A 26,505-nucleotide genomic window follows, 5' to 3' on the forward strand; every position below is an offset into this window, starting at 1 on the left:
TGCCGTTGAGCGGCAGGACCGACGGATTCAGCTGACGATGCGACCAGCGGCTTGAGCCAAACGCAGATAAGCGCTCAAGGGTTTGTCGGCGCGCCAATTCAGGTCGCGTTCGATGCCCAAGGCGCCTTGCATCAGTCGGATGGAGGTCAGCTCCCGCACGGACACATGGCCCACTTCGGGGCTACCCATGCCCAGGTCCATGAGGCCCCAGGCGAGATCCTCGTCGTCGGGGTCGAGTTCGGTGATCAGCCAGGTCGCAGATCCGCAGGGGTTGAACCACTTGACCACGGGCCAGGGATCGAAGTGTGGGTTGTTGCGCGCGGCGTGGCCATTGGCCAGCAACCGCACGCGCAGGTCAGGAGTGATGAGGTCCAAGGGAAATCCGGAATGAAGGGGTTGGAGGGGAACAGAAGAGCAGAGGCAAAGGAATGGCGATCAGCGCAGCGGTGCCGAGAAGGTGTGACCGCAGCCGAGGCAGCGACGGTTGCGCAGGAGCGCGTCGTCGACCGCCTCGCCGAGGGCCGCGCCGACGGCGCAGCCGGCGATGCCGCCGCTCAGGCCGCCGAGGACGGCTCCCGCTACGAGGCCCAACGGGGTTATGGCTGCGGCGGCAGAAGCTGCCATGGCCATGCCGATCTCGGCACCAGTGATCGCGCCGGACAGCGCACCGGAGATGCCGCCGGCAGCGCCGGCGACGGTGCCGATAGCAGCGCCGGCCTTCTTGCCGGTGTCGCGCTGAATGATTCGCCGTGACTGGCAGGCAGGGCAGGCGAGGTTCGGCGGCGGTGCCAGCGTCTCGTGCTGGGCAAAGGGTTCATCGTCGAATGTGGTGGATGTGAAGTCGTGGTCCATGAACGGGGAATGCGAAAGAGCGCCTTCTGGATGAAAGAGCGAAAACACGCCTGGCGATGCCAGACGGCACAAAGCCCAGCGCGGCGGTGAGGCCGGGCTGGGCTTTGTTGGGCTGAGATGGACGTTCTACCGTCTATCCAATACAGTCATATGTGGCTGAAAAAATCTGGAGTCTTCGGGTTGGCGAGCGGTTCGTTGCGTGCTGTGCGCAGTCTCGTGAGCACAGAACGTGGGTGTGACTATCTTGTCGGACCTGGGGTTGGCCTATCGGCGCGGCGCCATTCTTTCCGAGGCCACTACAGCCTCCGCGAGTACCTTGCGGTTGCTGGCCAAGACGCTCACGCACGAATCACAGCCGCGCATGGACGACGAACCGAACTAGATTTCGAGTTCGTCACGATGGAAATCACTGTGATCGCGTCAAAGCTTGGCCGCAAGATTGCGCGTTATTCGCTAGCCGAGCCAATAGGCGAAGCAGATTCCTTTGTTGTTCCGTGTCGAAGTCCATCAGCAGTTCAACTTGGATACGCTCAAGCACAGGGGTAACCCGCTTGGCAGATTCCAGGCCGGCATCCGTGAGGAAAACTTCGACGACTCGCCTATCCGAAGCTGAGCGCGATCTGCGGCAAAGCCCTTTATGCTCCAGCCGATCAATCAGTCGCGTCATACCGGCGGGATCAATTTCGCAAAGTCGAGCCAATTCGATCACGCGCAAGGAGCCACGTGCGTACAGCCAGTGCAGTGGCCTCCATTGAGACTCCGTCGGTCCATCGATATCGCGCAAGCGCGCATTCACGGAAAGGCTCGCAAGCGCCAGGATTCTGCGGATCAGGAGATTCGGATCTCCTTCGACGTCATAGTCCGAAAAGCTGGACGGAGGCGATTTTGGCGGAAACATGGCACTCATCTGTTTCTCGGAGAAATTCCTAGGTCCAGCGCCTGCGAACGCCGCGGCCAAATGCTCATCGCAGCGAGCGATCCGAGTTCCTCACGCAGCATTCCGAGCGCGATCCAGTGCCTCTTGCAACACTTTCATCGAGCCGATGTGATTCGAAAGAAGAAGCACCAGGCGTGCGTTCATCGCGTGGCTTCGATCCGTGCTCAAGTCTCGGTGAGCCTCGATCAATGCTTGATAGAAGTCATCTGGCGCCTCAAGGTTCAGATCAGCTTTCAGTTCCATGGAAGCGCCTTTCAGCAAGGGCGTGCCAATGCTCGTCGCATGGCCGCGTGAACCGCGTTGGCGTTGGGCGAGCGCCAGCGTGCGCACACATGCTGATCCGGCCGAAGCAGATAGACCGTGCCCGGTTGGCCGTCGAATCTCACCGATAACAGTCCTTGTGCATCGTCAAGCATCCGCACGCCGTCAACAGCCCCTTCGCCGACCAGCAACACTTGCACAGGCGCCTGCCCTTCTGCGCAAGCCTGAAGATCGCGGATCAATGTGGCTGAGCTTGGCCCACCGAACACGAGGAGTGTGAAGGTGCTCGAGTTCATCTGCCGCAGGAACCAGGCTGGCTGCCCAGCCACGATCACGGGCGCATCCGCTGCTGCCGCCCCGGGTCGCATGACGCTGTCAAAGACCTCGCCGTCGGGTGTGTTGAGCTCGGACACATCAACGATGCACGGAACGGAAAGACGACCACTGTTGACCAGACTGCGAGCGAACCCGTGATCGCGCGCGAGACGCAGCGTCGAGTCGCGGAAGAGCCGACTGATCTCGCTCTTCGGCGTGATGAAGTCAGTCGCGCGAGTGGAATTCAGTATGTTCTCGTCCGCCGCCTGGATGCGTTCGCTGTCATAGCTGTGCAGGAGCTCGGGGGCGGCCCTGCCTTGCAACACATGCGCCAACTTCCAGGCAAGGTTTTCGGCATCCTGAATGCCCGAGTTGGCGCCTCTCGCTCCAAAGGGAGAGACCCCGTGGGCAGAATCACCTGCGAAGAACACCCGGTCGAGCCGGAAGCTGTTCATTCGAAGGCAGGAGAAGGTGTAGACGCTTGCCCATTCCAGTTCGAAACCAGCATCTTTCATGGCCGTGTAGGCCAGAAGCTCACGCACACGAGGCAAGATTTTCTCAGGCCGCTTCTCGACTTCAGGATCCGCGTCCCAGCCGAGCTGGAAATCGATTCGCCATACATCGTCGGGTTGCTTGTGGAGCAGGACACTCTGGTTTGGATGAAAGGGCGGGTCAAACCAGAACCACCGCTCGGCCGGAAAGTCCGCCTTCATCTTCACGTCAGCGATGAGGAACCGGTCCCGGAATGTCTGGCCGTGGCTTTCCTGGCCACACAGGCGGCGCATGGTGGATCTTGCGCCGTCACACGCGACCACGTACGTGGCCTTCAGGACGTAGGGGCCATCCGGGGTTTCCACAGTCAGTTCGGTATGGTCTTGGTGTTGGTTCAGCCCTGTGACGGCCGTCTTCCATCGCAAGTCGATCAGCGGCAGTTCTTGTGCGCGATCGACCAGGAAGCCTTCGACGTAGTACTGCTGCAGATTGACGAAGGCAGGCCGCTCGTGTCCCGCCTCAGGCAGCAGGTCAAAGCGGTAGACCATCTCCTCCTGCAGAAATACCTTGCCCACGCTCCAGGAGACACCCTTGTCGACCATGCGGTCCCCGCAGCCGAGACGGTCGAAGACTTCCAGCGTCCGCTTGGCGAAACAGATGGCGCGCGAGCCCGAGGAAAGCCTGTCGTCGTTGTCGAGAAGAACCACGGCCACGCCCTGCTGCGCCAGGTCAATGGCCAGCGAAAGACCAACGGGACCGGCTCCAATCACCACGACCGGATGGTGCGATGGGCGCAGCGCATCCTGATCCGCGCTGCGGCAGTAGGCAAATACTGCGTTCTGATAGTCGATAGAACTCATGGAGATGTCTCTGCGCCTCAGCCCTCGAGGGCGTCCCACATCTGCTGGTCACGCTCCGCCGTCCAGATGCGCGGGTCGGGATGGAGCGTCGCTTCGTCATAGCAGCGGGTAACGTCGAATGGCATGCAGTGGTCGAAGATCACCCACTGTCCATACTTGGGCTTCAGGCGTGCGTACGTTTCCCTGTAAACAGCGTTCAGCTCCTTGCCGCCTGCCACGCCTTCCTTCACGGCATTCCAGACATCCTCGACGAATGCACGGGTCCCTGCCAGCCCCTGCGCAACCGCTTGCGGAGACGTGAGGGCGGCGCCACGACCGGGCACGAGCGCACGCGGTTCGAGCGAAGCGAGCTTGTCGAGCGTGCGGGGCCAATCCTGGAAGTAGGCGTCGCCAGCATAGGGCGTGGCGTCGAACTCCACCAGGTCGCCGGAGAAGAGGATCTTCTGCTGCGGTAGCCAGGCCACGGTGTCGCCCTTGGTGTGCCCGCGGCCCAGTTGGATGAGCTGCACTTCGAGCTTGCCCAGCCAGATGGACATTTTTCCCTCGAAGGTCATGGTGGGCCAGGTCAGGCCCGGCGGCACAGACTCCACCGCCTGGAAAAGGCGCGGGAAGCGGCCGATCTCGCTGGCCTTGTCCTGCTCGCCACGCTCCACGATCAGGTCGTAGGTGTCGCGGCTGGCGATGATGTGATCTGGCTTGTAGCCCGAGGCGCCAAGCACACGTACCGCGTGGTAGTGGCTGAGTACCACGTACTTGATAGGCTTATCGGTCACTTCTCGGATGCGGCGTATCACGTCCTGCGCCATCACCGGCGTGGCTTGCGTGTCGATGACCATGACCGCGTCGTCGCCAATGATCACGCCGGTGTTCGGATCGCCCTCGGCCGTGTAGGCGTAGGCGTTGTCGGAGAGCTTGGTAAAACTGACAGGCTTCTCCTGAAGATCGGCCTGGGAAGCGAAAACTTTTTTCATGATCGTTGCTGCTGCTCGTTATGGTGTTTGGACTGGCCCCGTCGGATCTTTCTCGGGCGACTGCTGGCGGCATGGGGTCAGGAAGTCAGCTCCAGCTTGATGCCGGATCGCTTCACGACAGGGATCCATTTCGCACGCTCGGCTTTGATGTATGCCGAGAACTCGGCCGGCGTGCTCCCAACGGGCTCACCGCCGTACTCGTGATAGCGCTGTGCCGCATCCTGCCGATGTGCCACGGCGGTGCACGCAGCGGCCAGCTTCTCAAGGATGGGTTTTGGTGTCCCTGCAGGGGCGAGAAGACCGAACCAGGTTGACGCGTCGTAGTCGGCGAAGCCGAGTTCTTCGAAGGTCGGAACATTCGGGAGAAGTGGGTGCCGCCCTTTTCCGGTGACGGCCAAGGCCTTCAGTTTTCCGGCTCGAATGTTGCTCATGGAGGCAGGAAGTCCGTCGAACATCACCTGCGTTTCGCCGCCCAACAAGGCCACATAGGGGCTGGTCGTGTTGTAGGGGACGAACTTGTAGCTGGTGCCTGTGATCGCACCGAACCATTCACCCAGCAAGTGCTGGAAGGTGCCCACCCCTACAGTCCCCGCATTGATGCTGCCGGGCTTCGCCTTCGCCAATGCAACCAGCTCGGTCGCATTGGAAGCGGGCAGGCTCGGGTGCGCCACGAGTACGCTGCGCAGCGCGGTGAGCTGGCTGATCGCTTCGAAGTCCGTCGGCTTGTAGGGAAGATGCGTGTACAGCTCCGACATGTAGCAAAGCGAACTTGGAATTCCCATGAGCAGTGTGTACCCGTCAGCAGGTGCCTTTGCGGCCAACGCGGTGCCGATCGTCGTAGCGCCACCGGGCCGGTTGTCGACAATGACCGATTGACCCAGGACGCTGGTCAAGCCTGCAGCCCAGAACCGCGTATCCGCGTCCAGTCCGGATCCCGGAGGATTGGCCACGATGATCCGAATGGGCTTCGAGGGGTAGTCTTGGGCAAATGCACTCCTGGCCAGCCCGGACATCAGCAGGGAAGCTCCAGCGCCGAGCGCATGCCTTCTTGAAATTGCTATCACTATCGTCTCCACTGGCGCCCCTGCCTCTGGCTTGGACGGCCGCCGGTTGAAATGTGCGGGCCTGTACGACAAGGTTGCGCCTCGGCCCTTGCTGCCGTTCTTCGCGCTACTCAGCCCGGATATGTCGAACTCGTATGACTTCAGCCCAGCGGCCCTGTTCCGACCGCCACAACGCCTGGAACGCGGGGGGGTCGGAGAAGGCCGGTTCGGTGACCGTCTTCGCAAAAAATTGCTTCATCTCGGGATGTTCAACGGCCTTGGCCAAAGCTTGGCTCAGCTGCTGCACGAGACCAGGCGGCATGTGTGGCGGCCCTGCAAGTCCCATCCAGAAGTCGGCCGGCGCCTCGAGCACCCTGTCCTCGACCAGTGATGGCACATCGGGCAGCAAAGACGATCGCTTGCTGGAAACGATGCCAAGCGGTGTGAGGCGGCCGGACTGGATCCACGGCATCGAAGTACTGATCTCTCCGAAGAGTGCTTGCACCTCGTTCCCAACGGCGGCTTGCAACATCGCTGCCCCGCCTTTGTAGGGAACATGGACGATGTCCATGCCAGTTCGCAACTTGACCAGTTCCATCACGAGGTGCGGATTGCTCCCGATTCCCGTGGAGCTGTAGTTCAACTGGCCCGGCCGTGCCTTGACGTAACTCACCAGTCCCTGGAAGTCACGGACCGGCACCGACTTGTTCACCAGCAGAACCGCACTCGTCCGAAGGAACTGGCCGATCGCAGTGAAGTCTTTGGCGCCATCGTAGGGCGGCTTCTCTGCCATCAACGGCGCTGTGATCTGCGCGGATGGCAGCGAGAGCAACAAGGTATAGCCGTCCGCGGCCGCTTGCAGCACGTTGGCCGTGCCGAGGGCACCCGATGCGCCGGCGCGGTTGTCCACGACAACCGGCTGGCCCAGTTGCTCGCGAAGGCGCTCGGCGATCGCGCGCGCCGCCAGATCGGCAGGTCCGCCCGGCGGCACGGGCACGACCAGCCGGATCGGGCGCGACGGATAGGCATCCCGACCCTGAGCCAGCGCAAGGGTTGGCAGTGAAGCCATGGCCGCAAGCAGTCGGCGACGCGAATGCGATAGCGCCGGCCCCGTGGCCTGCAAGCGGGCTTCGTGCAGGATCTTCATTCCGGATTTCTTCCGATGAAGAAGGCCTCGTCTGGATCCGAAGTGGGCGCCAGGCCGGCGGCCTCCAGTCCGCGTCGAAGGACAGCCATGTCGCGCCCATGCATTCGCGGCGTCGGCTGCGGGATGGGGCCGCCGTTGTAGCCCTGAAGCCAAGCCTGGTATTTCCAGATGGTCCGGTTGATAAGCCCGCTCATCGCCATCGGCACACTGCCGAAGGCCTTTCGCGCCGGATCGACCTTGTACCAGGCCTGGGTGGCCTCGTCGTATTTCCCGGCCTGGATCAGCTTGTGAACGCGAGGCAGCCACGGTCCATAGTAGGCCGAGTAGTTGGTGCCGCAGAAGGGGATGGGGATCACCTGCGCCAGGGGCACGAACTCGTATTCCAGCGGCGAGGAAATCACGACCTCCTTGTGGAATTCGCGATGCACCTCGATGGCCGACATGATGTGCGGCATGCCGCCTTCCGCCTTGATCGACACCACGTTCGGGCAGTCGTCCACGAGCCGGCGCAGCAATGGGAGCGGAATGTCCGCCGGATGCAGGCTGCCAAAGCCCCAGGCCGGGACTGGAAACAGGATCACCCCCAGCCGGGTCGAGTCACAAAACGCCTTGGTGTAGGCGTAGACGTCGTCGAGCGACTTCGGATGGAAGAAGGGCGGATAGCCCAGCAGCACGAGGTCCGCGCCGGCCTCCTCGGCCAGCTTCACCGCCTCGATGTTTTCTTCGAGCGAATTGAAGATGGCATGGTGGATCACCATGATGCGCCCGGCCGCCTGCTCCACCATGGCTCTCGTGAACTCGGCGTATTGCGCAAGGGTGATGGCGTGCTCAGAGCACGCGAGCGTTCCGACGAAGCCATGCCCGATCGCGGTTTCGACGTCGTGCCGCGCTGCCTTCGTATTGATGCGCTTGAAGTCGGACGTCATCGTCGGGATCGTCACGTTCGCGACGCCGTTCATGTGCTCACGCGCCCATTCGCGTGCTTCATTGCGTTGGTATCGGGCCATCAGGTACTCCTTGGTTGTGTCAGGTTTGCGCGTCAGCGCTTGGATTCGAACTGGATGGGAAGCGATGTGGCCAGGCCGGCCTCCAGCGCCTTGCGCACGATGAGTTCGGCGACGACGATGTCCTGGAGCCCTCCTCCCACCGACTTGAACATGCGGATGTCGGCCGAACGCACGCGCTCGTTACAAGCGCCGCTCACCAGGTCATTCAAGCTGAAGGATTTGTCGTGGAACGACAGGCCGGCCGCCTTCGCGGCCATCATGTCGCCGGTTTCAGTCAGCACTTCTTCCAGGCTGTCGCAGATGATCAGGTCACTGCGTTCGACGACGCTGGCGTCGATCTCCCGCTGCTGGGGAATGGTCGAGCCGATGGAGACGACCGTCGCCCGAGGCTTGAGCCAGGAACCGAACAGGATCGGCTTCTCCCCTTGGGAGCGCGCAGCCGCCAGCACGACGTCGGCGCCGTCCACGGCCGCTTCTGCGCTAGCCGCCGCGCGCGCAGGCACGCCCAGGTCGCGCGTCAGGGCTTGCGCAAAGGCCTCCCGGCGTTCCGGCGTCGGGCTGTACACCACCACTTCGCTCAAGGCACGGACTGCCGCGAAGGCCCTCGCATGATGAGAGGCCTCCAAGCCGCTGCCAAGCACCGCGAGGCGGGCTGGCGTGGCAGGCGCCAATCCGTCGAGCGCGAGGGCTGACGTCGCCGCCGTTCGGAAGGCCGTGATGGCATTGGCGTCCAGGAAAGCCGCGATGCGGCTCGTCTCCCGGTCGAACAGCACGATCACGTACTCGATGCCCGCGGCAACGCCCTGAACACCCGCGGCCATCAACTTGGCTCCGAAGTAACGCCCAGATGGCGGAAAGGCCGGCAGCGTACGCAGCCACGCCTTGCCCACGGTGGCAACGGTTCGAGGCGGCGTCGCACCCGCCTGCTCGGGCAGCCGGTAGGAAGCACGCAGAGACTCGATGGCTTCGCTCCAGGTGAACACCTGGCGGGAGACCTCGCCGGAAACGAATACTGGACTGTCTGGATGGGTACTCATGAGTTTTCTCTCCGTGGTCTGTCAGGCGAAGGAAGGATGAAGGCCGTCCCAGCACAGGTACTTCAGTTCGAGGAACTCCTCGATGCCGTAGTGCGAGCCTTCCCGGCCTAGGCCGCTTTGCTTGATGCCGCCGAAAGGGGCAAGCTCGTTGGAGATCAGGCCCGTGTTGATGCCGACCATGCCCGACTCGATCGCTTCAGCCACGCGCCAAATGCGCGCTGCGTCCTTGCTGAACAGGTAGGAAGCGAGCCCGAACTCGGTATCGTTGGCCATCGCGATGGCATCCTCGTCGCTATCGAAGCGCACGAGCGGCATCACAGGGCCGAAGGTCTCTTCCACCGCCACGGCCATGCCGGCCGCAACATCCGCCAGCACGGTGGGTTCATAAAAGCAACCGCCGAGCGCGTGGCGCCGGCCGCCGGTCAGTACGCGCGCACCGCCGGCCACGGCGTTGTCGACGTGCTCCTCGACTTTGCTCACCGCGCCGGCGTCGATCATCGGGCCGATCTGCACACCGGGCTCCAGCCCGTTGCCGACCTTGAGTTGCTCCACACGCTGCGCCAGCCGCGCGGCGAGTGCATCGTAGACGCCGGCCTGGACCATCACGCGGTTGGCGGCGATGCACGACTGTCCGGTATTGCGAAACTTCGCGACGAGGATGCCCTCCACCGCGGTATCGATGTCGGCGTCATCGAACACAATGCAGGGCGCGTTGCCTCCCAGCTCCATGGAGCATTTCTTGATCGTCGAGGCAGACTGTTGCAGCAGAACCCGGCCGACTTCGGTTGACCCAGTGAAGGTGACCTTGCGCACCAGGGGATGAGAGGTCAACACGCCCCCAATGGCTCGCGTGTCGCCGCCCGTCACGACATTGAAGACCCCGGCGGGAACACCCGCCTGCAGCGCGAGTTCGCCGAGGGCCAGCGCAGTGAGCGGCGTCTGACTCGCCGGTTTCACCACCATCGAACAACCGGCTGCCAGTGCCGGGCCGGCCTTGCGCGTGATCATGGCGGCCGGGAAGTTCCACGGCGTGATGGCCGCGCACACGCCAATCGGCTGCTTGAGCGTGACGATGCGCTGCGTCTCCCGAGGCGCCGGGATCACATCGCCGCGTACACGCTTGGCCTCCTCGGCAAACCACTGCACAAAGCCTGCGGCGTAGTCGATCTCGCCACGCGCTTCGTTCAGCGGCTTCCCCTCTTCCAGCGTGATCAGCGTTGCAAGGTCTTCCTTGTTCTCGACGATCAGGGACCACCAGCGGCTCAACACCTGCGAGCGGTGCTTGGCCGTGGTCTGACGCCACGCGCGAAAAGCCTTGTCTGCGGCCACGACGGCGCGTGTGGCCTCCTCTTCCTTGCAGCGCGGCAGCTTTGCAAGGATGTCGTTCGTGGCGGGGTTGCGCAGCTCCGAGTAGCCGTGGGCTGTCTCGGTGATCCATTTCCCGTCGATCAGCGCGGCTTCGCGGAACAGATCCGGGTTCTTGAGAAGGTGGCGAGCCACAGCATTCCTTTCGGTGGGGTTCATATCCAAAGCGAGCAAGGCTTCTGGGCGCTCCTCGACAAGAGCACGGCGCCAAATTCATTGCGATACGGGTCGTATTGTATAAGCGTGATTTAATCGCGAGAAGCGAGGGAAAACCCGCCCTGATTGCATTTGCCTTGTCCCCAGGGCAATGGGAAACATCCGTCACTATCGTTCGGGTTTGCCCCCATATCGGCACCCGATGATCGATCTACCATTCACACATAGCGAGACTAGTCGTATCGTATTTAAAAGTAGAACTTCTTTTCCTGGAGACACCATGGACAGATCGATTGATGGCCTGAAAGGCCGCACCTCTCTCGTGTTGGGCCACTGCGCAGGCATGATCGACATCGTCGCGCTGCCGGTCTGGGTGGGTATCGTCCTGATCGGGCAGTTTGGTTTCGAACCGCAGCGCGCAGGATCGCTGGTCACACTCTTCCTGGCAGCGGTCGTCGCCTGCAGCCTTCTTGTCTCGCCGCGCGTCAATCGCATCCGGGGACCGATGGTGGTCCCGGCGGCCTTTGGTGTGGCCGCAGCGGCCTTTTTCGCCCTATCCACGACGAAGGACTATGGAACGATGGCGCTGTTGCACGTCATCGGCGGCCTGGGCGTCGGATGCGCTCTTTCGATCACCCATTCGACCATCGGCGCGAGCGCCAATCCTCACCGGCTGATCGCCATCGCATTCACCGCGCTGAGCGTTCTGTCGTTCGGCTTCCTCGGCGGAGTGCCGCAGCTCGTGAGCATCAAGGGTGGGTCCATGCTGTTCATCGTCCTGGGATCGATCATGCTCGTGGCAGCTCTGGCCGCGGTGATCGGATTTCCTGCGCGGGCAAGCGCACTTTCCCGGGTCGACATGCAGATCGCGCAGGTGCCGCAAGCGCCGCTCGCGCGCGGCGTCTGGTTCGCCATGGTCGGCACCAGCCTCATGACGCTGAGCCACTCGATGATGCTCAGCTACATGGAACGCATCGGCGACGCGCACGGCTTCAACAAGCAGTTGGTGATGGGGGTGTTGCTAGCCGTTGGCATCGTGAACCTGTTGCCGGGCGTTCTCGCCGCGGTACTTGAGCGCAAGCTGTCCGCGCAGGCAGTGATGGTTGCGGGCCCCCTACTGCAAGTCATTCTGGGCCTGACGCTCACCCAGTCGTCGCAGTTTGGCCCCTACGCCTTTGCAGCCGCGGTTTTCCCGGCAGTGATGATCTTCACCCACACTTTCGTGTTCGCTTTCCTCGCTCGCAACGACGCCTCCACGCGAGCGGTCGCAGCAACCCCCGTCATCACGATGACCGGCTCGGCCATGGGGCCGATCGTCGGCGGTGTCGTCGCCCAGAACCTGGGCTACACCAGCATCGGCTGGGCAGTTGCCGTCGCGGCGACGATCAGCGCGCTCTGCTTCATGCAGGCAGGTCGAGGAACGGTGCGTAAGGTGGCGACCACCACCGAAACCGCCACCAACTGAGCGCCATCTCCATTGCATTCATCAAAGAAAGTTGACCTCATGAACATCATCGGACCCGACGAGCTTGTATTCGGCGTTCCCGACGTCGTCGCCGCCGAACAATTCCTTGCCGACTACGGTCTCCTGCCACGCGGGCAGGGGCGTTTCGAGGCCCTGGACGGCACGGCCGTCGTCATCAAGGCGGCGGACGATCCCACTCTTCCTCCTAAGACGCTGGAAACGGCGAACATGCTGCGAAAGACTGTGTACGGCGTCGCCGACGCAGACACGCTTCGCGCGATCGCCGAAGAACTCGGTCGCGATCGCGAGGTGAAGCAACTGCCTGATGACTCCCTCGAATGCACCGATGAAGTCGGCTTTGTCCTGGGTTTCAAGGTGTCCAGACGACAGCCTGTCAATCTGCCCGCGGAGCGAGTTAACGCACCAGGCGATCCGAATCGGCCGGTCAACACGCCCGTCTCGCCATCGTCGGGGTCCGGCGAGCAACCGCGGCCGCGCACCTTGTCCCACGTCGTCTACTTCGTTCCCGATCTCGAACGGGCGGAAGCCTTCTACACGCAGCGCCTGGGCTTTCGAGTCAGCGATCGCTTCATCGGCATGGGCCCCTTTCTTCGGCCCGCTGGCACGATCGAGCATCACACCCTTTTCATGATCAAGACGCCGCCGCACATGCAGGGTTGCGAACATTTCACCTTCCACATGGGTGGTCCGAGCGAGTTGATGACGGCAGGATGGAATCTGGCGAACAAGGGCTATCAGTCGTATTGGGGGCCGGGTCGACATCGTTTTGGCTCCAACTGGTTCTGGTACTTCAACTCCCCGTTGGGTTGCCACATCGAGTACGACGCCGACATGGATCTTCACGATGACCGATGGGTGCCACGCGAGGTGGCGGCCGAAACCGACATGTCGCAGATCTTCCTGTTCGATTGGCGGGAGAAGTGGGCTCCGGGCGGTCCGCCGCCCAAGGCCGAATAGCCATGGCCTTACGGCGACTCTGCCGCGTCGATGAACTGAAGGATGGCTCGGCCCAAGGCTTCGCGGGGGATCGTCCCGGCCAAGACAGCATGTTCCTGGTGAGACACGAAGGCACGGTGTACGGCTATCGGAATGACTGCCCGCACTGGCCTGGCAGCCCCATGGCGTGGCGGCGCGACGGCTATCTGAATCTCGACGCGAATCGCATCGTATGCAGCGGACACGCTGCAGAGTTCGATATTGCATCGGGTCGCTGCACCCTCGGCCCTTGTCTGGGCAGTTCGCTGACGCCGGTCGAACTGGAGATCGACGCACAGGGATGGATTCTTGCCGCGATCGACATCGTCGAGAACCCACACAGAGACTGAGACTCATGCACACGCTTCACCTGCACTGGTTCGTTCCCTCCCCCCTGGCCGTCGCTGCCGAAGCGTGGGCTCTGACTTCGTCTATCGAGCTACACGCGCAGCGCAACCCCTCGTCAGAGGCGCAGTTCGAGGCCCTTGCGTCGGGCCAGGTGGATGCGGTCGTCACCGCAATCGACAACGTGATGGATTGGAACTTACGCGCGGGACCACAGGATCTTCGAGTGATCGCCCAGTTGGAGCGCACGACCCCGCTGACGCTCGTGGGGCGGAGGGACCTGGCCGCGCTGGAGGACCTGCGCGGAGCCACACTGCTTGTGGATGCGCCGCGCAACGGCTTTGTGGTGGCGCTGCGCGCCATGCTTGCCGAACGAGATATCACCTCCGACGCCTATGCGCTGGAAATGGTGGGTGGAGTCAAGGAACGCTTCGATGCGCTGGTCGCTGGTCGCGGCGACGCCACCTTGCTAGGACCACCTTTCGACGTCATGGCATTCGAGGCGGGCCTGAGTCGCCTCGCCAGTGTGCAAGCGCTGTATCCTGAATTCCCGGGACAAGGCTTGGTCGTCAGCGCGCGCCAATTGCATCGGCTTCGACCGGCCCTGTCGAGCTGGCTGGCCGAATTGGACCGCGCGCGCCAGCACATGGGCGCCGACCCCGACGCCGCGCGACAGGCGCTGGCGCGCGAGGGCTTCCCTGCGCCGGCTGTGGAAGCCATGCTGTCCACGACCCCGGTGTCGCTATGCCCGGATCGCGTTGGCGTAGAGCTGCTGATCACGCAGCGCCGAAAGGCAGGTCTTCCTGGTGCAGACACCACGTACGAACAACTGGTCGAGACCTCTGTCTTGCCGCGAGGTTGAACACCACACTCCCGGCGCGGATCAGGCAGACTTGCGCCGCTGCGCCGGCGGCGCAACAGTCCCCGTTTCCGGCGGTGCCAGCACCTGCATGACTGCAGCACAATGCGTGTCTGCGAAGTTCTTGTCCAAGGGGAGGTGCCCCACCAGAAGCCGAAAGTAGATGGGCGCGTAGAGCATGTCCATCTGCAGTTCCGCATCCATGTCGCTTCGGATTTCACCGCGGCGGCGCGCATCTTCGAGTACTTCCCGCACGACCGCGCGCCGGCCGTACCAGAAGCGCTCGCGGAACTCGCGCAACACATCCGGATCGCCTTGCCCTTCGGCCAGGACCTGGGCGACGACCCGCCCCGACCAGCCGTTGTACTCATCGATCAGCAGATGGATGTGGCGGATCAGTGCCTCGCTCGGGCTACCGACCCTTGGCATGGGCGTGTGGCTCAGGTGCGTGTGCAGAAACGCCTCGATGACCACCGCGGCCTTCGAACTCCACCAGCGATAGATCGTGGCCTTGCCGACGCCTGCCTCACGTGCGATCGACTCGATGGAGATTTGCTGCAGCGGCGTCGTACCCAGAAGCTTGAGCGTCGCATCCAGGATGGCAACGCGCGAAGCATCGCTGCGCACTCGCCCAGGAGAGCGAGGAGGCGGCGCGCCGACCCCCGCAGTGGCGGGGCGAGCGGATGAACGGGGGGAGGAACGTGCGCCGGGCTTTGCCGCTGTTCCCTTGGAAGAAGTCTTGGTAGGCAAGGTACTGTGCAATCTGCAATGACAAGCTAATTATCCGGGACTCACCAGGCCGACGCTACACAACCGCGCTGTCGGCGACCGACGGATGTAGCACTCACGTTGCATGACGCCGTCATGGATCGCCTCAAGCCTCCCCGTCGGGCTCGAGATCCAGCAGAACGAAGGCCATGCGGCATGGCTTGCTGGAACGATTTGACCAGCTATGGTTGGTGGCACGCTGAATCAGGACGTCGCCCGACCGCATGAGCGCCTCGCCGTTATCCATGAGCGCATAGATCTCCCCCTCCAGCACGATTGCGTAGTCCAGGGATGCCGTCTTGTGAAACCAGAAGTGCCGTGCGTTCCCGGGATCGCGAACACCGTGATCGTCCAGGAAGCGCGCCAGCGCCGACGTGTCGTAGCTGGCGTCGGGCGGAAAATCCACGATGCGCAGGAGGGATCCTCCCTTCGAATGGAATCCGAACGCGTGCCCGGCGGGCGCCGGATCGGTGCCCGGTGCGGCTGACTCCCCGGTGGCCCAGACCACATGGGCCGGTGGCGAGCCAGGATCACTGGTGTGGTTCGGCGTTGGCCCGTCCGAGATGAAGATCGATTTGCCCTGCGCGTTCTCGCCCGTGACGATGCGACGTACGGGGCGCAATTGTGGGTGCGCCTTCTCCCGCATCCCGTCGACGATGGTTTCTGTATTCACTGTGGTTGGTTCCTGTTGAGATGGTGGTGGCCGGATGCTCACATCGGCTGGCCAAGGTACTGGTAGGTTTTCAGGAGCAAGGCGGCGGTCTGCTGAGGACTGGGCACAGGATCACGCTCGTAGTTGCACAGTTGCAGCGAGGCGTCATAAACCACCTTGACACGCTCGAAGCGTCGTTGCGAGTACGCCTGCAGCGCTTGCGGAATGCTGTCGCAGGCGGCGACACATTCAGCCAGCACCACAGCGTCCTCGATCGCCATACCACCGCCCGAAGTCATCTGGGGCGTGGGCGAATGCGCTGCGTCGCCCAGGAGCACGACGCGACTCCTGTGCCACGGCGATGGCACCAGCGTGATATCAAAGGGCCGGAACAGGACCTGAGCGGGCCCAGACACCAACGCGAGTGAATCCTGGATCACAGGAGCGCTGAAGCCTGCCAGCCGCTCACGCAGCAAGACGTGGAGCTCGCTCTCCGGCATATGCAGGTGCTCCGCGCTGTTTTCCAGGAAGAACAGATAGCAAGTGTCCCGCGAAGTGGGAATCGCGCCGACGGTACGTTTGCCGTCTGCCGAGCGGTACAGGCAGAAACCATCCACTTCGGCGGGTCGCGGCGCATTGAAGCGCCACGCACTCTGGCCAGCGAAGCGCACCTTGTGCTCGGTTCCGAATACACGGTCGCGGAGTTTGGAATAGGCGCCATCCGCAGCCACCACCAGGTCATATTCCTGCTGCCGACCGTCGGACAGGGTGACCTCCACCTTGTCACCGCGATCAATGAGGTCGCTGACGGTCAGCCCCTTCTCGAGCAGCGCCCCGGCGGATGCCGCCGCCCCCTCGAGGATGCGTGCCAGTTCTGGCCTTCGCATGCCGCATCCCGGGGGCGCCGGGTTCGAAGCCACCAGACGGCCCGTGAAGTCATGCTGCTTGAACACCTGGAACGCAATGCCGCTGTCGAGGCATTGCTCGGCGAGCCCGATCGTGGCCAGAGCTCGCATGGTGTTGTGCAGCAGGCAGATGCCCGCGCCGGCCGTTGGCGTTGCGGATTTGCTGTCGATGCAGTGCACCTCCAGCCCCGCACGCCGCAACGCATAGGCCACCGTCGCGCCGCCGATGCCGCTGCCCACCACGAGAATCTTGTTTGTCTGTGTCATGTCATATCTCCTCGCCCGCCTTCGCACGGCCATGTTTCATCGGCCAGCCGATTCCACCGTGCAGGCGTTGTGCTGTCTGCCCAGTCCTTGGATTTCCGAATCCATCACATCGCCGCCGCGCAGGAATCGGTTGTAGTGCGTGCCATTCCCCGCAGGCGACCCCGTGGCGATGAGGTCGCCGGGCCACAGCTCGACATGCGAGCTGATGTATTCGATCTGTCGCGCGACGTCGAATAGCATGTCCGCCGTGGATTCGTCCTGCATGGTCTGCCCGTTCAGCTTGAGCGTCATGCGCAGCCTTTGCGGGTCCGGCACGAAGCACGCGGGCACCAAGGTCGGACCGAAGGGCATGAAGGTGGGCGGTGACTTGGACCTCAGCCAATCCGTACCTAGCATTTTGTAGTCGGTGCGTGCAATGAGGTCACGCGCCGAGATGTCGTTCACCACCGAGTAGCCAGCGACATGGTCAAGCGCGTCCTCGCGCCGCACATTGCGGGCTCGCCGGCCGATGATCACCGCGAGTTCGAGTTCCCAGTCCGGCTTGTGCGTGGTTGCGGGAAGCACGACCGGATCGAAGGCGCCAGTGATGGCCGACGGCAGTTTCGGGAACACGTAGGGCTCACCGTTGGCCAGCCGTTCGTCCATCATGTCCTCGGCCCATTTGCGCAACGCTTCTCCTTCGAGCCCCGGCGGACCGACGCCCATGTCCAGCGTGAGGTCCACGACATGCTTGCGATAGTTGGCCCCCGTGCAGAGCACCTGCCGTGGCAGGTCGACAGGGGCATGCACTCGCAAAGTGGACATGGCCACGGCAGACGGGTGCAGCCCCGACACTTGTTGCGCCAGGGCGCGCAAAACCACCAGGTTCCTGGACCAGTCCTGCAGCAGGTCGAGCACAGACGCCCCTGCAGACCAGGCGGCCCCACAACGCTGCGCATCGGCATGCACCTCCTTGAGAGGTAGCACACGGTCCTCGAAGCAGATAGCGGCAAAGCGCGATCCGCCATCCCGCGAAAAGGTGCCCAGGGAGAATTTCATTTGTGCGGCACTCACATGAACGGCTTGCGCGGCTCCGGCCACCAAGTGCCCTGCTCGCGCTGCGCCATGCGGTTGCGCAAGACCCCGACACCGGCGACCTCCAGTTCCACCACATCACCCGGATTGAGGCTGCGCCCCAGCTCCAGGGCCGAACCGTTGCCCATCGTGCCCGAGCCGATGACGTCACCCGGCTGCACGTGATCGCCCAGCGAGACGTAGGCGATCAGTTCTTCGACGCTCCAGAGCAGCTCCGAGCTGTCGCCCTCCCCCCAAGTCTCGCCGTTAACACGTACGGACATGCGAATGTTGTCGAGACGGGAGAACTCGTCGATCGTGGTAATCCACGGCCCGATGCCGTAGGCAAAGTCCTTGCTCTTGGTGGGCCCCATGCCGATGGCGAACTCATTGGCCTGCAGATCGCGTGCCGAGAAGTCATTGAAGATGGTCACGCCGAAAAGGTGCGAACGAGCGGTCTCTGGCGTGATGTTGTGGGCGCTGCGGCCGATCACCCAGCCGATCTCCAGTTCGTAGTCCATCTTGTCGCAACGGGAGGGCCACGGCACTTCGGCTTCGTGTCCGATCACGGTCCACGGCGAACCTTTGAAGTAGCCAGGCACCTGCAGCAGGGCAGGCGCAGGCGTGAGTTTCATACGCTCGTGGAACTGCCGGATGTGTTTCACGAAGGTGAGTCCGTCGCGCACGATCGACGGATCACAGGCGGAAGCCCACTTCAGGCCGTCGAACGGCAGCGAAGCCTCGTCCCCGTACTTTTGCGCAGCCTCCGCCGCCGTATCGAGGAATTCCTGCCCCAAGGCGATGGCAGCCGACATGCTTTCCGGGAATACGACCGAGGCGTAGCGCAGAGCCGCCTCGCGGCTCGCGCCGCGGGCCTGCTGGCGCAAAGCCTCGGCCGCACGCAAATCGATAACACGCGATTGCTCCGGCAGAACCATGCAAATGCGCTGGACGGGGCCATCAAGACCTTGAACCACAAATCTTCCGAGTTTCACTTTGACTCCGTGATGAGGTGAATAGATTTGCGAAACTATACGTCTCGATTTAATCTTCATTCGTCAGTACTAACCCCTAGCCTCTTAAGCAAGATCTTGGCGATCCAACCGTTGACCGGCCCAGTGCCGACGCATTAATATAAATAACGATACGATACGTATCGACTACATCTCAAACAAACGGTCGTGCCGTGCGGTGCCCTGCGCCCGGCTTCCTCCATCCCTTGAACGGAAAACACCATGAGCAAACGCCCTCCCGTCATCATCTCCTGCGCCTTGACGGGAGCTGGAGACACACGCCCCAGAAATCCCGCAGTACCCGTGACTCCACGCGAGATTGCAGAGCAAGCCATTGACGCCGCCCGTGCCGGCGCCTCCATCGTGCATATCCACGTGCGCGATCCGCAGACCGGCAAATCCTCGACGCAGTTCGCCTACTACGAGGAGGTGGTTCATCGCATCCGCGATTCGCGCTGTGGCGTCCTGATCAACCTGACCACAGGGCCTGGCACGTTGCTGACGATCCCCACGGATCCGCCATTCCGGATTGCAGCCATCCAAGACGCAGAGCTGATGACCCCGCAAGAACGCGTGGCGCACGTGGTGAAGCTCAAGCCCGACATCTGCAGTCTCGATGTCGCCACAATGAATTTCGGTGAGGCGGCCTTTGTGAATACCGCGCAGCACCTGCGCGAGATGGCAGCGGAGATCGCGAAGGCTGGAGTCACGATGGAGTTGGAGATCTTCGACCTCGGCCACGCGCGCCTTGCCAGCCACTTGATCGGCATGGGGGCGATTCCCCGCAGCGCCTATTTCCAGCTGTGCCTTTCAGTTCCCTGGGGCGCACCGGCGACGCCGACCGTCGTCGCCGAGATGCAACGTCTGCTTCCCGCCGGAGCGAATTGGAGTGCCTTCGGCATCGGACCGGAACAATTCCCGATGGTGGCGACCGCATCCATCCTCGGTGGTCATGTGCGGGTCGGCCTCGAGGACAACCTGTATGTGTCGCCCGGAAAGCTTGCGCGCGACAACGCCGAACTTGTCGCCAAGGCCGCCAGGATCATTGAGGACCTCGGCTACGAGGTGGCTACGGCGGACTACGCTCGTAGCACGTTGCTGGGTGCTTGACCGATGGAATCGCTTTCGTCGTCATTCGTGCTGCAGGAAGACAACCCCACCCGGGCCTATGTGGCCAAGGCCGTGGCCAGCGGTCAACGCCATGTGCCACTCGACGTCAACCCGGCCTTAGCGAATCTTTCGGCGCAGCTAGTCGAGGTACGAGGAGATGAGCTGGTGTTGCGGTTCACAGCACCTCGCGCCGCGACGCAAGGTAACGGCGTTGTGGGAGGAGGCACGCTCGCGAGCATGCTTGATCTCGCCATGGCCATGACGGTCCTGGCGCGGTTGGAGCCGGGGTTCACCTGCTCCACTATCAGCCTGACCGTCAATATGCAGACGGCCGGACAGGAAGGCGACTTCCTGGCGGTGGCGGGCGTGGACAAGGTTGGCCGGAAAGTCACGTTCGCCCACGCGACGCTCTACGACGCACAGAGCTCCCGTGTCATCGCAAATGCCATCTCGTCACTCGCGATAGTCCCCCTTCAAAAGTAAGCCCCTTGCAGCGCGAACCCGCTGCGCCGCACCAGTTGCGACGGCCGGCGCAGGCTCTTCCCACTCAATCTGATTCACAACCCTGGAGACAAGACCATGAAATTTCGGGAAATCGCCGTTGGGCTGGCCACGCTGGCACTCAGCTTGCACGCGGCACTCGCAGCGGCGCAGACCCGCATCATCACGCTGGGCACCGTCGGCGGCCCGCTGCTTTCTCTGGAACGAAGCCAGCCCGCCAACGCGGTGGTGGTCAAGGACCGGGTCTATCTGGTGGATGCGGGCAATGGAGTCGGACGCCAGTTGCTGGCCGCCGGACTCGACGTGCGCAAGATCGACCACATCTTCATCACACACAATCACGACGATCACAATGCCGATTGGGGCACGATCATGGGGCTGGCCTGGAGCACAGGCCGCCGTGCGGACATCCACGTGTGGGGGCCGGCCGGCACGGAATCCATGCTCGATGGGTTCCTCCAGTACTTCGCACCGAACGCTCGCATCCGAATGGCCGACTCCAAGGGTCTGCGCAAGCCGCAGGAGATGTTCAAGGCCCACGACATCCAGCGTTCAGGGTCGGTGTTCAAGGATGAACTGGTTACCGTCACCGCAGTGGAGAATTGCCACTTCCATCCAGATCCCGCAGGCGGCACACGGAGCGAAGACAAATCCTACGCGTACCGCTTCCAGACACCGGACAAGGTCGTCGTCTTCAGTGGCGATACGGGAAAGTGCGAGGCCATGCTCGAACTCGCACGAGGAGCGGACCTCCTCGTTCACGAGGTAGTGGACCTGCCCTCCATCAAGAAGAAGCTGCAGGAACTTCCCCCGCTCCTGGCGCAGGGGCTGTATCAGCACATGGTCCAGGATCACACCACGGCTGAAGACGTTGGGCGGCTTGCTCAAGCCGCCGGGGTGAAGGAAGTGGTGCTTACCCATCTCATTCCAGGACGGGGCGAGCCGGACTCACTCTTCATCGACGCTGTGCGCAAGTTCTATCAGGGGCCGGTCCACGTCGCCCGGGACCTCATGTCTTACTGAAGCGCCGCGCGAGCGGCGTCCGGATCCCGCCCGACATAGCCGTCATCAGCTTCGGGTTCCGGGCAACTCATCAAGGTGACAGGCCACACTGTGGGGCGCTCCCGCCCGCACTCTCAGCATAGGCTCCTCATTGGCACACCGGTCGAACACGTATGGACAACGCGTATGAAACCGGCAGCCATGCGCCGGCCTCACGCTTCGCCAGCCTTCACGATGATCTGCGAAATGACCTCGAGCTCTTGCTCTGTGGCTACCTCGTCGATCTTGAACAGGCGCATGACGGCGAGCCCCCTGAGGGCAGCGAACACCACCGCGGCGAAACGCTCAGGCTGCGGGTGGTTGCGGGAGATCTCGGGGAAGACGTCCACAAACTGTGCGAAGAACATCGGATCAACCCTTTGCCGGTGCTCGTCGATACGCTTGAACAGCCTGGGCGTCGTCTTGCAGCCGAAGAACAAACCCCACGTTGCCACGTAACTGGGCGGCGCATAGACCCGCTGCCACGCAAGGCAAACGAACTCGCGAGCACGCGTTTCCAATGGGAGGCCGGACGCATCCTCCGGCCAAGCCGCTCCGACGGGCGCGAGTGGCGCCATGACCTCATCGACGACTTTCTCCATGAGTACCTGCCGACTACCAAACTGGTGCTGTAACGCCCCCAGAGAAATCTTGGCTCCGCGTGCAATGTCCTGCAGGTTGGTCTGCTGGAAACCCACCCTCTGAAGCAGCCGAACGGCCGAATCGATGATCTTGCGCTGCGTCGTTTCGCTTCGCTCGGCCTGGCTGCGTCGGCGGTGAACCGGTCGGCTGACGATGCGAGGCATCGTGTCCATGCTCTTGTTTCCTTGCATATGTCATTCATTCCAGATGGCGACGCTGGTCGCCGCGGCATGCACTCTAGACCAAGTCCGCCCGGTTACGCCCCGATTCGCATTTCTACAGATGCCGATCGGGTGAAACCATTACCAATAAACAATAATTAAATATTGCATATCTCTCATGCACCCCCGACAATCCGGCCCCAGAGGGCGCCACCGCTCGCCCGCAGAACACACGAAACCGCCATGCCCCGTCTCGTCGACCGCCTTCCCGCTGATGACCGCACCAATGGATGGAGCGCGCTTCTGCCCGCGCGGCTGCCGAGCGCTCCCCTGCAGGGCGACCTCGACGTGGACTGGGTCGTGGTCGGGGCCGGCTATGCGGGCGTCGCCGCGGCTCGTCAGCTTGCGCGGCTGCAGCCCTCCGCCTCGATTGCGCTGATCGAAGCCGGTGTCGTCGGCGAAAACGCATCTGGACGGAATTCAGGCTTTGCCATCGATCTGCCGCACACGCCCGGCACGTCCGCAGAGGCCACCGAACAAGGCCGACGCGCCATTCGCATCGGCCACTTCGCCCTGAATGAGCTTGATGGTCTCGTCAAAGAGCACGCGATCGCATGTGACTGGGAGAAGTCCGGTCGCTACCACGTCGCCGTGACGCACGAGGTGGCCGCGCAAACACTCAAGAACTACGCCGCCAACCTTGACACCTGGAAGGAGCCATACGAGTGGCTTGACCAGAAGAAGCTCCAGGACCGTCTCGGCACGAACTACTACCGCGCCGCCATCTACACGCCGGGCACCTATCTCCTGAACCCCGCAGCGCTCATACGCGGCCTGGCGGACAGTCTGCCTGCGCAGGTGCAGCTGTTCGAGAACTCGCCGGCCATTGAGGTTGACCTCGATGGCCCATCCCCTCTGGTGCGAACCGCCCTGGGGCGAATCCGTGCGCGCAAGCTGATTCTGGCGGTGAATGCCTATTCACAATCGTTTGGCGTGTACCGCGAACGCCAGATGCCCATCCTGCTTTTCGCCAGCCTCACGCCCACGCTCACCGAATCGCAAGTCGCGATGCTGGGCACCGACCACACCTGGGGCGTCACCCCAGCGGAAAGCATTGCTGGATCCACTCTCCGACTGACACGTGACCGGCGCCTGATGATTCGCCAAGGTTTCGAGTACTCGCCAACCCTGCGCACCACCGAGGAGCGTCGGACCAAGGCGAAGGCAATGAACCTGGGGTTGCTGCGCCGACGTTTTCCTCAATTGGGAGACATGGGGCTCGAGCACTTCTGGATGGGGTGGCTGGCCGTGTCCCGCAACCACGCACCTGCCTTCGGCCAGATTGCTGCGAACGCCTTTGCCGCATCCTGCTGCAACGGCTCTGGCATCGTGCGCCATACCGCCGCTGGCATGCTCATCGCGGATGTGGCTGCCGGCCGCGAAAACCCGCTGATCGCGGACTTTCTGGCTCAGGGAACCGCCGACTACATCCCCCCGCGCCCGCTGCGCGACATCGGCGTCGGCCTCACGATGATGTGGGACATGTGGCGTGGCCGAGCCGAGCGATAGCGAATGAACCGGGGCGCTCCCCCCCTTCCATCCATCCAACATCCCTCCGAGGAGACATGACCGTGAAGACCGTTCGACTGATTCCAGCCAACGCCATCGAAACGCAGGCCCGTGCCGGCGCACCCCAGGGCGCTGCTGACATTTCCTGGGCCATCCGCGACGACGAGGGTGCCGTCCTGCCATGTGGTTTTGGTGGCTGCGAGGGCGTGACCGAGCCCAAGACGTTGACCTACGACGAGGTCATTCTGGTGCTTGAGGGCACATTCGGCGTGGAGGCCAAAGACGGCGCCCGCGTCGAAGGAAGGGCCGGCGATGTGATCGAGTTGCCCAAAGGGACTACCGTCACCTACTTCGGCAGCCAAGCCAAGCTCTTCTTCGTGACCAACTGAACTCGGCAAGGGTGACCATCATGCATGCATCCACTTCTACCGGGCAGCTTGAGCGCAAGCTGAAGAACCGACACATTCAGCTTCTGTCCTTGGGCGGAACGATCGGCACCGGCCTTTTCCTTGGCTCGGCAGGGATCATCGAACTCGCCGGGCCCGGTGTGATCCTGGGATATGCCATTGGCGGGCTGATCGTTTTCCTCATCATGCGGTTTCTCGGCGAGATGCTGACCGAGGAGCCCACGGCTGGATCGTTCAGCTACTTTGCCAACCGCTACGTGGGCCGCTTCGCCGGCTTTCTGTCCGGTTGGAACTATGTGGCCATGTGTGTTCTGGTGGGCATGCTCGAACTGACGGCCGTTGGCAAGTTCATCCAGTTCTGGTGGCCAGATATACCGGTCTGGGTGACGGCCGCGGTCTGCTTTGTGCTCATCAACGCAGTGAACTTCATCAACGTGAAGGCATTTGGCGAGTTCGAGTTCTGGTTCGCGCTGATCAAGCTCGTGGCGGTGGTCGCGATGATTGTGATGGGCATCTACCTCCTGTGCACCACACAAGATGCGAATCAGTCCGTGAACAATCTCTGGTCGCACGGTGGCTTCCTGCCGAACGGTATCACCGGACTGGTGATGGCATTTCCCTTCGTCATGTTCGCCTTCGGCGGGGTGGAAATGCTCAGCTTCGCAGCCGCCGAGACGGAGGAGCCACGCAAGGTCCTTCCCAAGGCCATCAATCAGATCATCATCCGAGTGCTGATGTTCTATGTCGGCGCGATGGTCGTGCTCCTGTCACTCACGCCGTGGAATGATCTGGTCGCGCAGCTCAAGGCCGGTGGCGGCACCTATAGCAGCAGCCCGTTCGTGTTGGTCTTTTCAGGCCTGGGCAAGCATGTGGCCGCGCACCTGCTCAACTTCGTGATCCTCACCGCCACGCTGTCGGTCTACAACAGCATGGTGTACTGCACCAGTCGAATGCTCTTCGGCATGGCGCTGCAAGGCGATGCCCCGAAGTCGTTGATGCAAGTGAACGCGCGTGGCGTTCCCGTGCGGGCCATTGCGTATCCCGCCGTCTTTACCGCACTGTGCATTGTGTTGAACTACGTCGCTCCTGCCGGAGCCCTTGAAATGCTTATGTCACTCCTGGTGGCAGCACTCGTCCTCACCTGGACCATCATCATCGTGGTGCATCTGAAGTATCGCAAAGTGCATGAAGCGAAGGGAACCGTGCGGACCTTCCGGGCACCGTTTTCGCCAATGACCAACTACCTGTGCCTTGCCGCGTTAGCTCTTCTGCTGGTCGTAATGTGGATGACGCCCGGCATCCGATCGTCGGTCATTGCTCTTCCAGCATGGATCGGGATCGTTTACGTCCTCTATCGATGCGCTCCGCAACGCAATGCGGCGACAAATCCCGTTCCATCTCAGGCAGGCTGATAGCTTGCTTGCAAATGGCGATGAACTTCGCCAAGGCAACCCGCGTGTCGGAACCGGACGCTCCTGATCGATGAACTAACTGGCTGGTTGTTCTTCCGCCAGCAGTTCCACCGAGCGGAATACGCGCTTCGGCCGAGGATCGTTCGAGGCCAGACAGGCGTTTGTCTGTTCCATGAGATGCGCTAGGAAACGCGTCGCCGCATGTGGCAGCGCCTGGTTGGCGCGACGCACCACGCCGACGTGGCTGGCGTGGAAACGCTCGCGCAGTTGTAGCAGCACCAGTCCGCTGTTGCGCCCTTCAGTTTCCACCAGCGGCCAAGGACACAGGCTCAGCATGTCGGTCTGCTGCACCAGTGTCATCGACAGGGCTACCGAGTGGGCTAAGTGAATGCGACGCCGGGGGGCCTCGTAGCCATGTTGGCCAAACAAGTTTTCCATTGCTGCGGCTCGCTCGTTGGGTGTGAAATTCAGGATCCAGTCCTGGTCGAGCAGTTCGGCGATGGAACGAACTCCCGCGCGTGGATGATCGCTTCGTGCGACTACCGTCACGTCATAGGTAAATAGCTCCTTGGTCTGCAGGCCCTCCATGGTCTCCGGCGGCGGGATACGGCCGATCATCAGGTCCAGGCTGCTATCGCGCAGCAGTGGCAGAGCGAGGCGCGACAGGCCGTCGAACAATTCCAACTGCACGTGCGGCAATTCGGCCCGATACGGCGGCAGCACATGGGCGAGCAGGGTCTGCCCAATCCAGGGTGTGACGCCTATGACGAGGTGCTGCGGCGAATCGGCGTCGCGGTGTCGCGCCAGCACCTCTTCAGCCTGGCGCATTTGCGCCACCATTTGCTGGGCGTGCGGGTAGCGTGAAGGATATGCATCCGGCGACCGCTGGATGGCAC

General features: G+C 62.5%; 29 protein-coding genes. 11 read left to right on the forward strand and 18 right to left on the reverse strand.

Annotated elements, in window-relative coordinates; translation table 11 throughout:
* Positions 1-27: 27 nt before the first annotated feature.
* Both ACEOAB_RS24020 and ACEOAB_RS24025 read right to left on the reverse strand, forming a co-directional pair.
* Positions 28-375, reverse strand: coding sequence for a DUF2958 domain-containing protein (locus tag ACEOAB_RS24020; protein ID WP_413747742.1), 348 nt, complete (start codon positions 373-375; stop codon positions 28-30).
* Between the two features lie 60 nt (positions 376-435).
* Positions 436-852 carry a hypothetical protein gene (locus tag ACEOAB_RS24025; RefSeq protein ID WP_413747741.1) on the reverse strand — a complete coding sequence of 139 codons (417 nt, stop codon included), beginning with the start codon at positions 850-852 and terminating at the stop codon, positions 436-438.
* 235 nt (positions 853-1,087) lie between these two features.
* On the opposite strand from ACEOAB_RS24025, the gene ACEOAB_RS24030 reads away from it, so the two are divergent.
* Positions 1,088-1,234, forward strand: coding sequence for a hypothetical protein (locus ACEOAB_RS24030; protein WP_413747740.1), 147 nt, complete (start codon positions 1,088-1,090; stop codon positions 1,232-1,234).
* A 24-nt stretch (positions 1,235-1,258) separates the two neighbouring features.
* On the opposite strand, the gene ACEOAB_RS24035 is transcribed toward ACEOAB_RS24030, so the two are convergent.
* The 9 genes from ACEOAB_RS24035 to ACEOAB_RS24075 form a co-directional block, all read right to left on the reverse strand.
* A complete protein-coding gene (locus ACEOAB_RS24035; protein ID WP_413747739.1) occupies positions 1,259-1,759 on the reverse strand; it encodes a MarR family winged helix-turn-helix transcriptional regulator in 501 nt (166 codons plus the stop codon).
* Between the two features lie 81 nt (positions 1,760-1,840).
* Positions 1,841-2,032, reverse strand: coding sequence for a DUF2783 domain-containing protein (locus ACEOAB_RS24040; protein WP_413747738.1), 192 nt, complete (start codon positions 2,030-2,032; stop codon positions 1,841-1,843).
* Positions 2,033-2,043: 11 nt separating this feature from the next.
* Positions 2,044-3,717: an FAD-dependent oxidoreductase gene (locus tag ACEOAB_RS24045; protein WP_413747737.1), complete on the reverse strand. Its 1,674-nt coding sequence runs from the start codon at positions 3,715-3,717 to the stop codon at positions 2,044-2,046.
* 17 nt (positions 3,718-3,734) lie between these two features.
* Complete coding sequence (locus ACEOAB_RS24050; protein ID WP_413747736.1) at positions 3,735-4,688, reverse strand: MBL fold metallo-hydrolase; 954 nt, start codon at positions 4,686-4,688, stop codon at positions 3,735-3,737.
* A 77-nt stretch (positions 4,689-4,765) separates the two neighbouring features.
* Entirely contained in the window at positions 4,766-5,701 is a 936-nt protein-coding gene (locus ACEOAB_RS24055; RefSeq protein ID WP_413747735.1) for a Bug family tripartite tricarboxylate transporter substrate binding protein, read from the reverse strand.
* Positions 5,702-5,858: 157 nt separating this feature from the next.
* Positions 5,859-6,878, reverse strand: coding sequence for a Bug family tripartite tricarboxylate transporter substrate binding protein (locus ACEOAB_RS24060; protein WP_413747734.1), 1,020 nt, complete (start codon positions 6,876-6,878; stop codon positions 5,859-5,861).
* Positions 6,875-7,885, reverse strand: coding sequence for a dihydrodipicolinate synthase family protein (locus ACEOAB_RS24065; RefSeq protein ID WP_413747733.1), 1,011 nt, complete (start codon positions 7,883-7,885; stop codon positions 6,875-6,877). Before ACEOAB_RS24065 ends, ACEOAB_RS24060 begins: the two co-directional genes overlap by 4 nt.
* A 32-nt stretch (positions 7,886-7,917) precedes the next feature.
* Positions 7,918-8,922, reverse strand: a complete 1,005-nt coding sequence (locus tag ACEOAB_RS24070; RefSeq protein ID WP_413747732.1) for an ornithine cyclodeaminase family protein — start codon at positions 8,920-8,922, stop codon at positions 7,918-7,920.
* 21 nt (positions 8,923-8,943) lie between these two features.
* Positions 8,944-10,446, reverse strand: a complete 1,503-nt coding sequence (locus tag ACEOAB_RS24075) for an NAD-dependent succinate-semialdehyde dehydrogenase (protein WP_413747731.1) — start codon at positions 10,444-10,446, stop codon at positions 8,944-8,946.
* A 277-nt stretch (positions 10,447-10,723) separates the two neighbouring features.
* On the opposite strand from ACEOAB_RS24075, the gene ACEOAB_RS24080 reads away from it, so the two are divergent.
* From ACEOAB_RS24080 to ACEOAB_RS24095, 4 genes are read left to right on the forward strand one after another with little or no spacing between them, the layout of a single operon-like run.
* On the forward strand, positions 10,724-11,908 hold the full coding sequence (locus ACEOAB_RS24080) for an MFS transporter (protein ID WP_413747730.1): 1,185 nt from the start codon (positions 10,724-10,726) through the stop codon (positions 11,906-11,908).
* Between the two features lie 39 nt (positions 11,909-11,947).
* Positions 11,948-12,886 (forward strand): VOC family protein, encoded by a 939-nt coding sequence (locus ACEOAB_RS24085; RefSeq protein ID WP_413747729.1) that lies wholly within the window; start codon positions 11,948-11,950, stop codon positions 12,884-12,886.
* A gap of 2 nt (positions 12,887-12,888) precedes the next feature.
* Positions 12,889-13,254 (forward strand): Rieske (2Fe-2S) protein, encoded by a 366-nt coding sequence (locus ACEOAB_RS24090; protein WP_413747728.1) that lies wholly within the window; start codon positions 12,889-12,891, stop codon positions 13,252-13,254.
* A gap of 5 nt (positions 13,255-13,259) precedes the next feature.
* Entirely contained in the window at positions 13,260-14,111 is an 852-nt protein-coding gene (locus tag ACEOAB_RS24095; protein ID WP_413747727.1) for an ABC transporter substrate-binding protein, read from the forward strand.
* Between the two features lie 21 nt (positions 14,112-14,132).
* Here the strand turns inward: ACEOAB_RS24095 and ACEOAB_RS24100 are convergent, their stop codons facing one another.
* The 5 genes from ACEOAB_RS24100 to ACEOAB_RS24120 all read right to left on the reverse strand — a co-directional run bounded on the left by ACEOAB_RS24100 (position 14,133) and on the right by ACEOAB_RS24120 (position 18,748).
* On the reverse strand, positions 14,133-14,735 hold the full coding sequence (locus ACEOAB_RS24100) for a TetR/AcrR family transcriptional regulator (protein WP_413747726.1): 603 nt from the start codon (positions 14,733-14,735) through the stop codon (positions 14,133-14,135).
* Positions 14,736-14,982: 247 nt separating this feature from the next.
* Positions 14,983-15,549 (reverse strand): cupin domain-containing protein, encoded by a 567-nt coding sequence (locus ACEOAB_RS24105; RefSeq protein WP_413747725.1) that lies wholly within the window; start codon positions 15,547-15,549, stop codon positions 14,983-14,985.
* 38 nt (positions 15,550-15,587) lie between these two features.
* Positions 15,588-16,700: an FAD-dependent monooxygenase gene (locus tag ACEOAB_RS24110; protein WP_413747724.1), complete on the reverse strand. Its 1,113-nt coding sequence runs from the start codon at positions 16,698-16,700 to the stop codon at positions 15,588-15,590.
* A gap of 36 nt (positions 16,701-16,736) precedes the next feature.
* On the reverse strand, positions 16,737-17,738 hold the full coding sequence (locus tag ACEOAB_RS24115) for a fumarylacetoacetate hydrolase family protein (protein WP_413747723.1): 1,002 nt from the start codon (positions 17,736-17,738) through the stop codon (positions 16,737-16,739).
* 11 nt (positions 17,739-17,749) lie between these two features.
* Positions 17,750-18,748, reverse strand: a complete 999-nt coding sequence (locus ACEOAB_RS24120) for a fumarylacetoacetate hydrolase family protein (protein ID WP_413747722.1) — start codon at positions 18,746-18,748, stop codon at positions 17,750-17,752.
* A gap of 240 nt (positions 18,749-18,988) precedes the next feature.
* On the opposite strand from ACEOAB_RS24120, the gene ACEOAB_RS24125 reads away from it, so the two are divergent.
* The 3 genes from ACEOAB_RS24125 to ACEOAB_RS24135 all read left to right on the forward strand — a co-directional run bounded on the left by ACEOAB_RS24125 (position 18,989) and on the right by ACEOAB_RS24135 (position 21,400).
* Positions 18,989-19,876: a beta-keto acid cleavage family enzyme gene (locus ACEOAB_RS24125; RefSeq protein ID WP_413747721.1), complete on the forward strand. Its 888-nt coding sequence runs from the start codon at positions 18,989-18,991 to the stop codon at positions 19,874-19,876.
* A gap of 3 nt (positions 19,877-19,879) precedes the next feature.
* Positions 19,880-20,359 (forward strand): PaaI family thioesterase, encoded by a 480-nt coding sequence (locus tag ACEOAB_RS24130; RefSeq protein ID WP_413747720.1) that lies wholly within the window; start codon positions 19,880-19,882, stop codon positions 20,357-20,359.
* Between the two features lie 96 nt (positions 20,360-20,455).
* The gene (locus ACEOAB_RS24135; protein WP_413747719.1) at positions 20,456-21,400 is read left to right on the forward strand and encodes an MBL fold metallo-hydrolase; all 945 of its coding nucleotides are present in this window, start codon (positions 20,456-20,458) and stop codon (positions 21,398-21,400) included.
* Positions 21,401-21,591: 191 nt separating this feature from the next.
* On the opposite strand, the gene ACEOAB_RS24140 is transcribed toward ACEOAB_RS24135, so the two are convergent.
* On the reverse strand, positions 21,592-22,233 hold the full coding sequence (locus tag ACEOAB_RS24140; RefSeq protein WP_413747718.1) for a TetR/AcrR family transcriptional regulator: 642 nt from the start codon (positions 22,231-22,233) through the stop codon (positions 21,592-21,594).
* A gap of 231 nt (positions 22,234-22,464) precedes the next feature.
* Here ACEOAB_RS24140 and ACEOAB_RS24145 point away from each other — a divergent pair, with 231 nt between their 5' ends.
* From ACEOAB_RS24145 to ACEOAB_RS24155, 3 genes are all read left to right on the forward strand, one after another.
* Complete coding sequence (locus tag ACEOAB_RS24145; protein ID WP_413747717.1) at positions 22,465-23,790, forward strand: NAD(P)/FAD-dependent oxidoreductase; 1,326 nt, start codon at positions 22,465-22,467, stop codon at positions 23,788-23,790.
* Between the two features lie 62 nt (positions 23,791-23,852).
* Positions 23,853-24,179 carry a cupin domain-containing protein gene (locus tag ACEOAB_RS24150; protein WP_495653152.1) on the forward strand — a complete coding sequence of 109 codons (327 nt, stop codon included), beginning with the start codon at positions 23,853-23,855 and terminating at the stop codon, positions 24,177-24,179.
* A gap of 20 nt (positions 24,180-24,199) precedes the next feature.
* Positions 24,200-25,609 carry an amino acid permease gene (locus ACEOAB_RS24155; RefSeq protein WP_413747761.1) on the forward strand — a complete coding sequence of 470 codons (1,410 nt, stop codon included), beginning with the start codon at positions 24,200-24,202 and terminating at the stop codon, positions 25,607-25,609.
* 75 nt (positions 25,610-25,684) lie between these two features.
* On the opposite strand, the gene ACEOAB_RS24160 is transcribed toward ACEOAB_RS24155, so the two are convergent.
* A complete protein-coding gene (locus ACEOAB_RS24160) occupies positions 25,685-26,449 on the reverse strand; it encodes a substrate-binding domain-containing protein (RefSeq protein ID WP_413747715.1) in 765 nt (254 codons plus the stop codon).
* Positions 26,450-26,505: the final 56 nt, after the last annotated feature.

The sequence above is a fragment of the Variovorax sp. Varisp53 genome, assembly GCF_059491555.1.

Excerpts from the sequence above, each read along its gene's own strand:
- ACEOAB_RS24025 (WP_413747741.1), bottom strand. The coding sequence starts at position 852 with ATGGACCACGACTTCACATCCACCACATTCGACGATGAACCCTTTGCC.
- ACEOAB_RS24035 (WP_413747739.1), bottom strand. The coding sequence starts at position 1,759 with ATGAGTGCCATGTTTCCGCCAAAATCGCCTCCGTCCAGCTTTTCGGAC.
- ACEOAB_RS24040 (WP_413747738.1), bottom strand. The coding sequence starts at position 2,032 with ATGGAACTGAAAGCTGATCTGAACCTTGAGGCGCCAGATGACTTCTAT.
- ACEOAB_RS24045 (WP_413747737.1), bottom strand. The coding sequence starts at position 3,717 with ATGAGTTCTATCGACTATCAGAACGCAGTATTTGCCTACTGCCGCAGC.
- ACEOAB_RS24050 (WP_413747736.1), bottom strand. The coding sequence starts at position 4,688 with ATGAAAAAAGTTTTCGCTTCCCAGGCCGATCTTCAGGAGAAGCCTGTC.
- ACEOAB_RS24055 (WP_413747735.1), bottom strand. The coding sequence starts at position 5,701 with ATGTCCGGGCTGGCCAGGAGTGCATTTGCCCAAGACTACCCCTCGAAG.
- ACEOAB_RS24060 (WP_413747734.1), bottom strand. The coding sequence starts at position 6,878 with ATGAAGATCCTGCACGAAGCCCGCTTGCAGGCCACGGGGCCGGCGCTA.
- ACEOAB_RS24065 (WP_413747733.1), bottom strand. The coding sequence starts at position 7,885 with ATGGCCCGATACCAACGCAATGAAGCACGCGAATGGGCGCGTGAGCAC.
- ACEOAB_RS24070 (WP_413747732.1), bottom strand. The coding sequence starts at position 8,922 with ATGAGTACCCATCCAGACAGTCCAGTATTCGTTTCCGGCGAGGTCTCC.
- ACEOAB_RS24075 (WP_413747731.1), bottom strand. The coding sequence starts at position 10,446 with ATGAACCCCACCGAAAGGAATGCTGTGGCTCGCCACCTTCTCAAGAAC.
- ACEOAB_RS24080 (WP_413747730.1), top strand. The coding sequence starts at position 10,724 with ATGGACAGATCGATTGATGGCCTGAAAGGCCGCACCTCTCTCGTGTTG.
- ACEOAB_RS24085 (WP_413747729.1), top strand. The coding sequence starts at position 11,948 with ATGAACATCATCGGACCCGACGAGCTTGTATTCGGCGTTCCCGACGTC.
- ACEOAB_RS24090 (WP_413747728.1), top strand. The coding sequence starts at position 12,889 with ATGGCCTTACGGCGACTCTGCCGCGTCGATGAACTGAAGGATGGCTCG.
- ACEOAB_RS24095 (WP_413747727.1), top strand. The coding sequence starts at position 13,260 with ATGCACACGCTTCACCTGCACTGGTTCGTTCCCTCCCCCCTGGCCGTC.
- ACEOAB_RS24110 (WP_413747724.1), bottom strand. The coding sequence starts at position 16,700 with ATGACACAGACAAACAAGATTCTCGTGGTGGGCAGCGGCATCGGCGGC.
- ACEOAB_RS24115 (WP_413747723.1), bottom strand. The coding sequence starts at position 17,738 with ATGAAATTCTCCCTGGGCACCTTTTCGCGGGATGGCGGATCGCGCTTT.
- ACEOAB_RS24125 (WP_413747721.1), top strand. The coding sequence starts at position 18,989 with ATGAGCAAACGCCCTCCCGTCATCATCTCCTGCGCCTTGACGGGAGCT.
- ACEOAB_RS24130 (WP_413747720.1), top strand. The coding sequence starts at position 19,880 with ATGGAATCGCTTTCGTCGTCATTCGTGCTGCAGGAAGACAACCCCACC.
- ACEOAB_RS24135 (WP_413747719.1), top strand. The coding sequence starts at position 20,456 with ATGAAATTTCGGGAAATCGCCGTTGGGCTGGCCACGCTGGCACTCAGC.
- ACEOAB_RS24140 (WP_413747718.1), bottom strand. The coding sequence starts at position 22,233 with ATGGACACGATGCCTCGCATCGTCAGCCGACCGGTTCACCGCCGACGC.
- ACEOAB_RS24145 (WP_413747717.1), top strand. The coding sequence starts at position 22,465 with ATGCCCCGTCTCGTCGACCGCCTTCCCGCTGATGACCGCACCAATGGA.
- ACEOAB_RS24155 (WP_413747761.1), top strand. The coding sequence starts at position 24,200 with ATGCATGCATCCACTTCTACCGGGCAGCTTGAGCGCAAGCTGAAGAAC.
- ACEOAB_RS24160 (WP_413747715.1), bottom strand. The coding sequence starts at position 26,449 with ATGGTGGCGCAAATGCGCCAGGCTGAAGAGGTGCTGGCGCGACACCGC.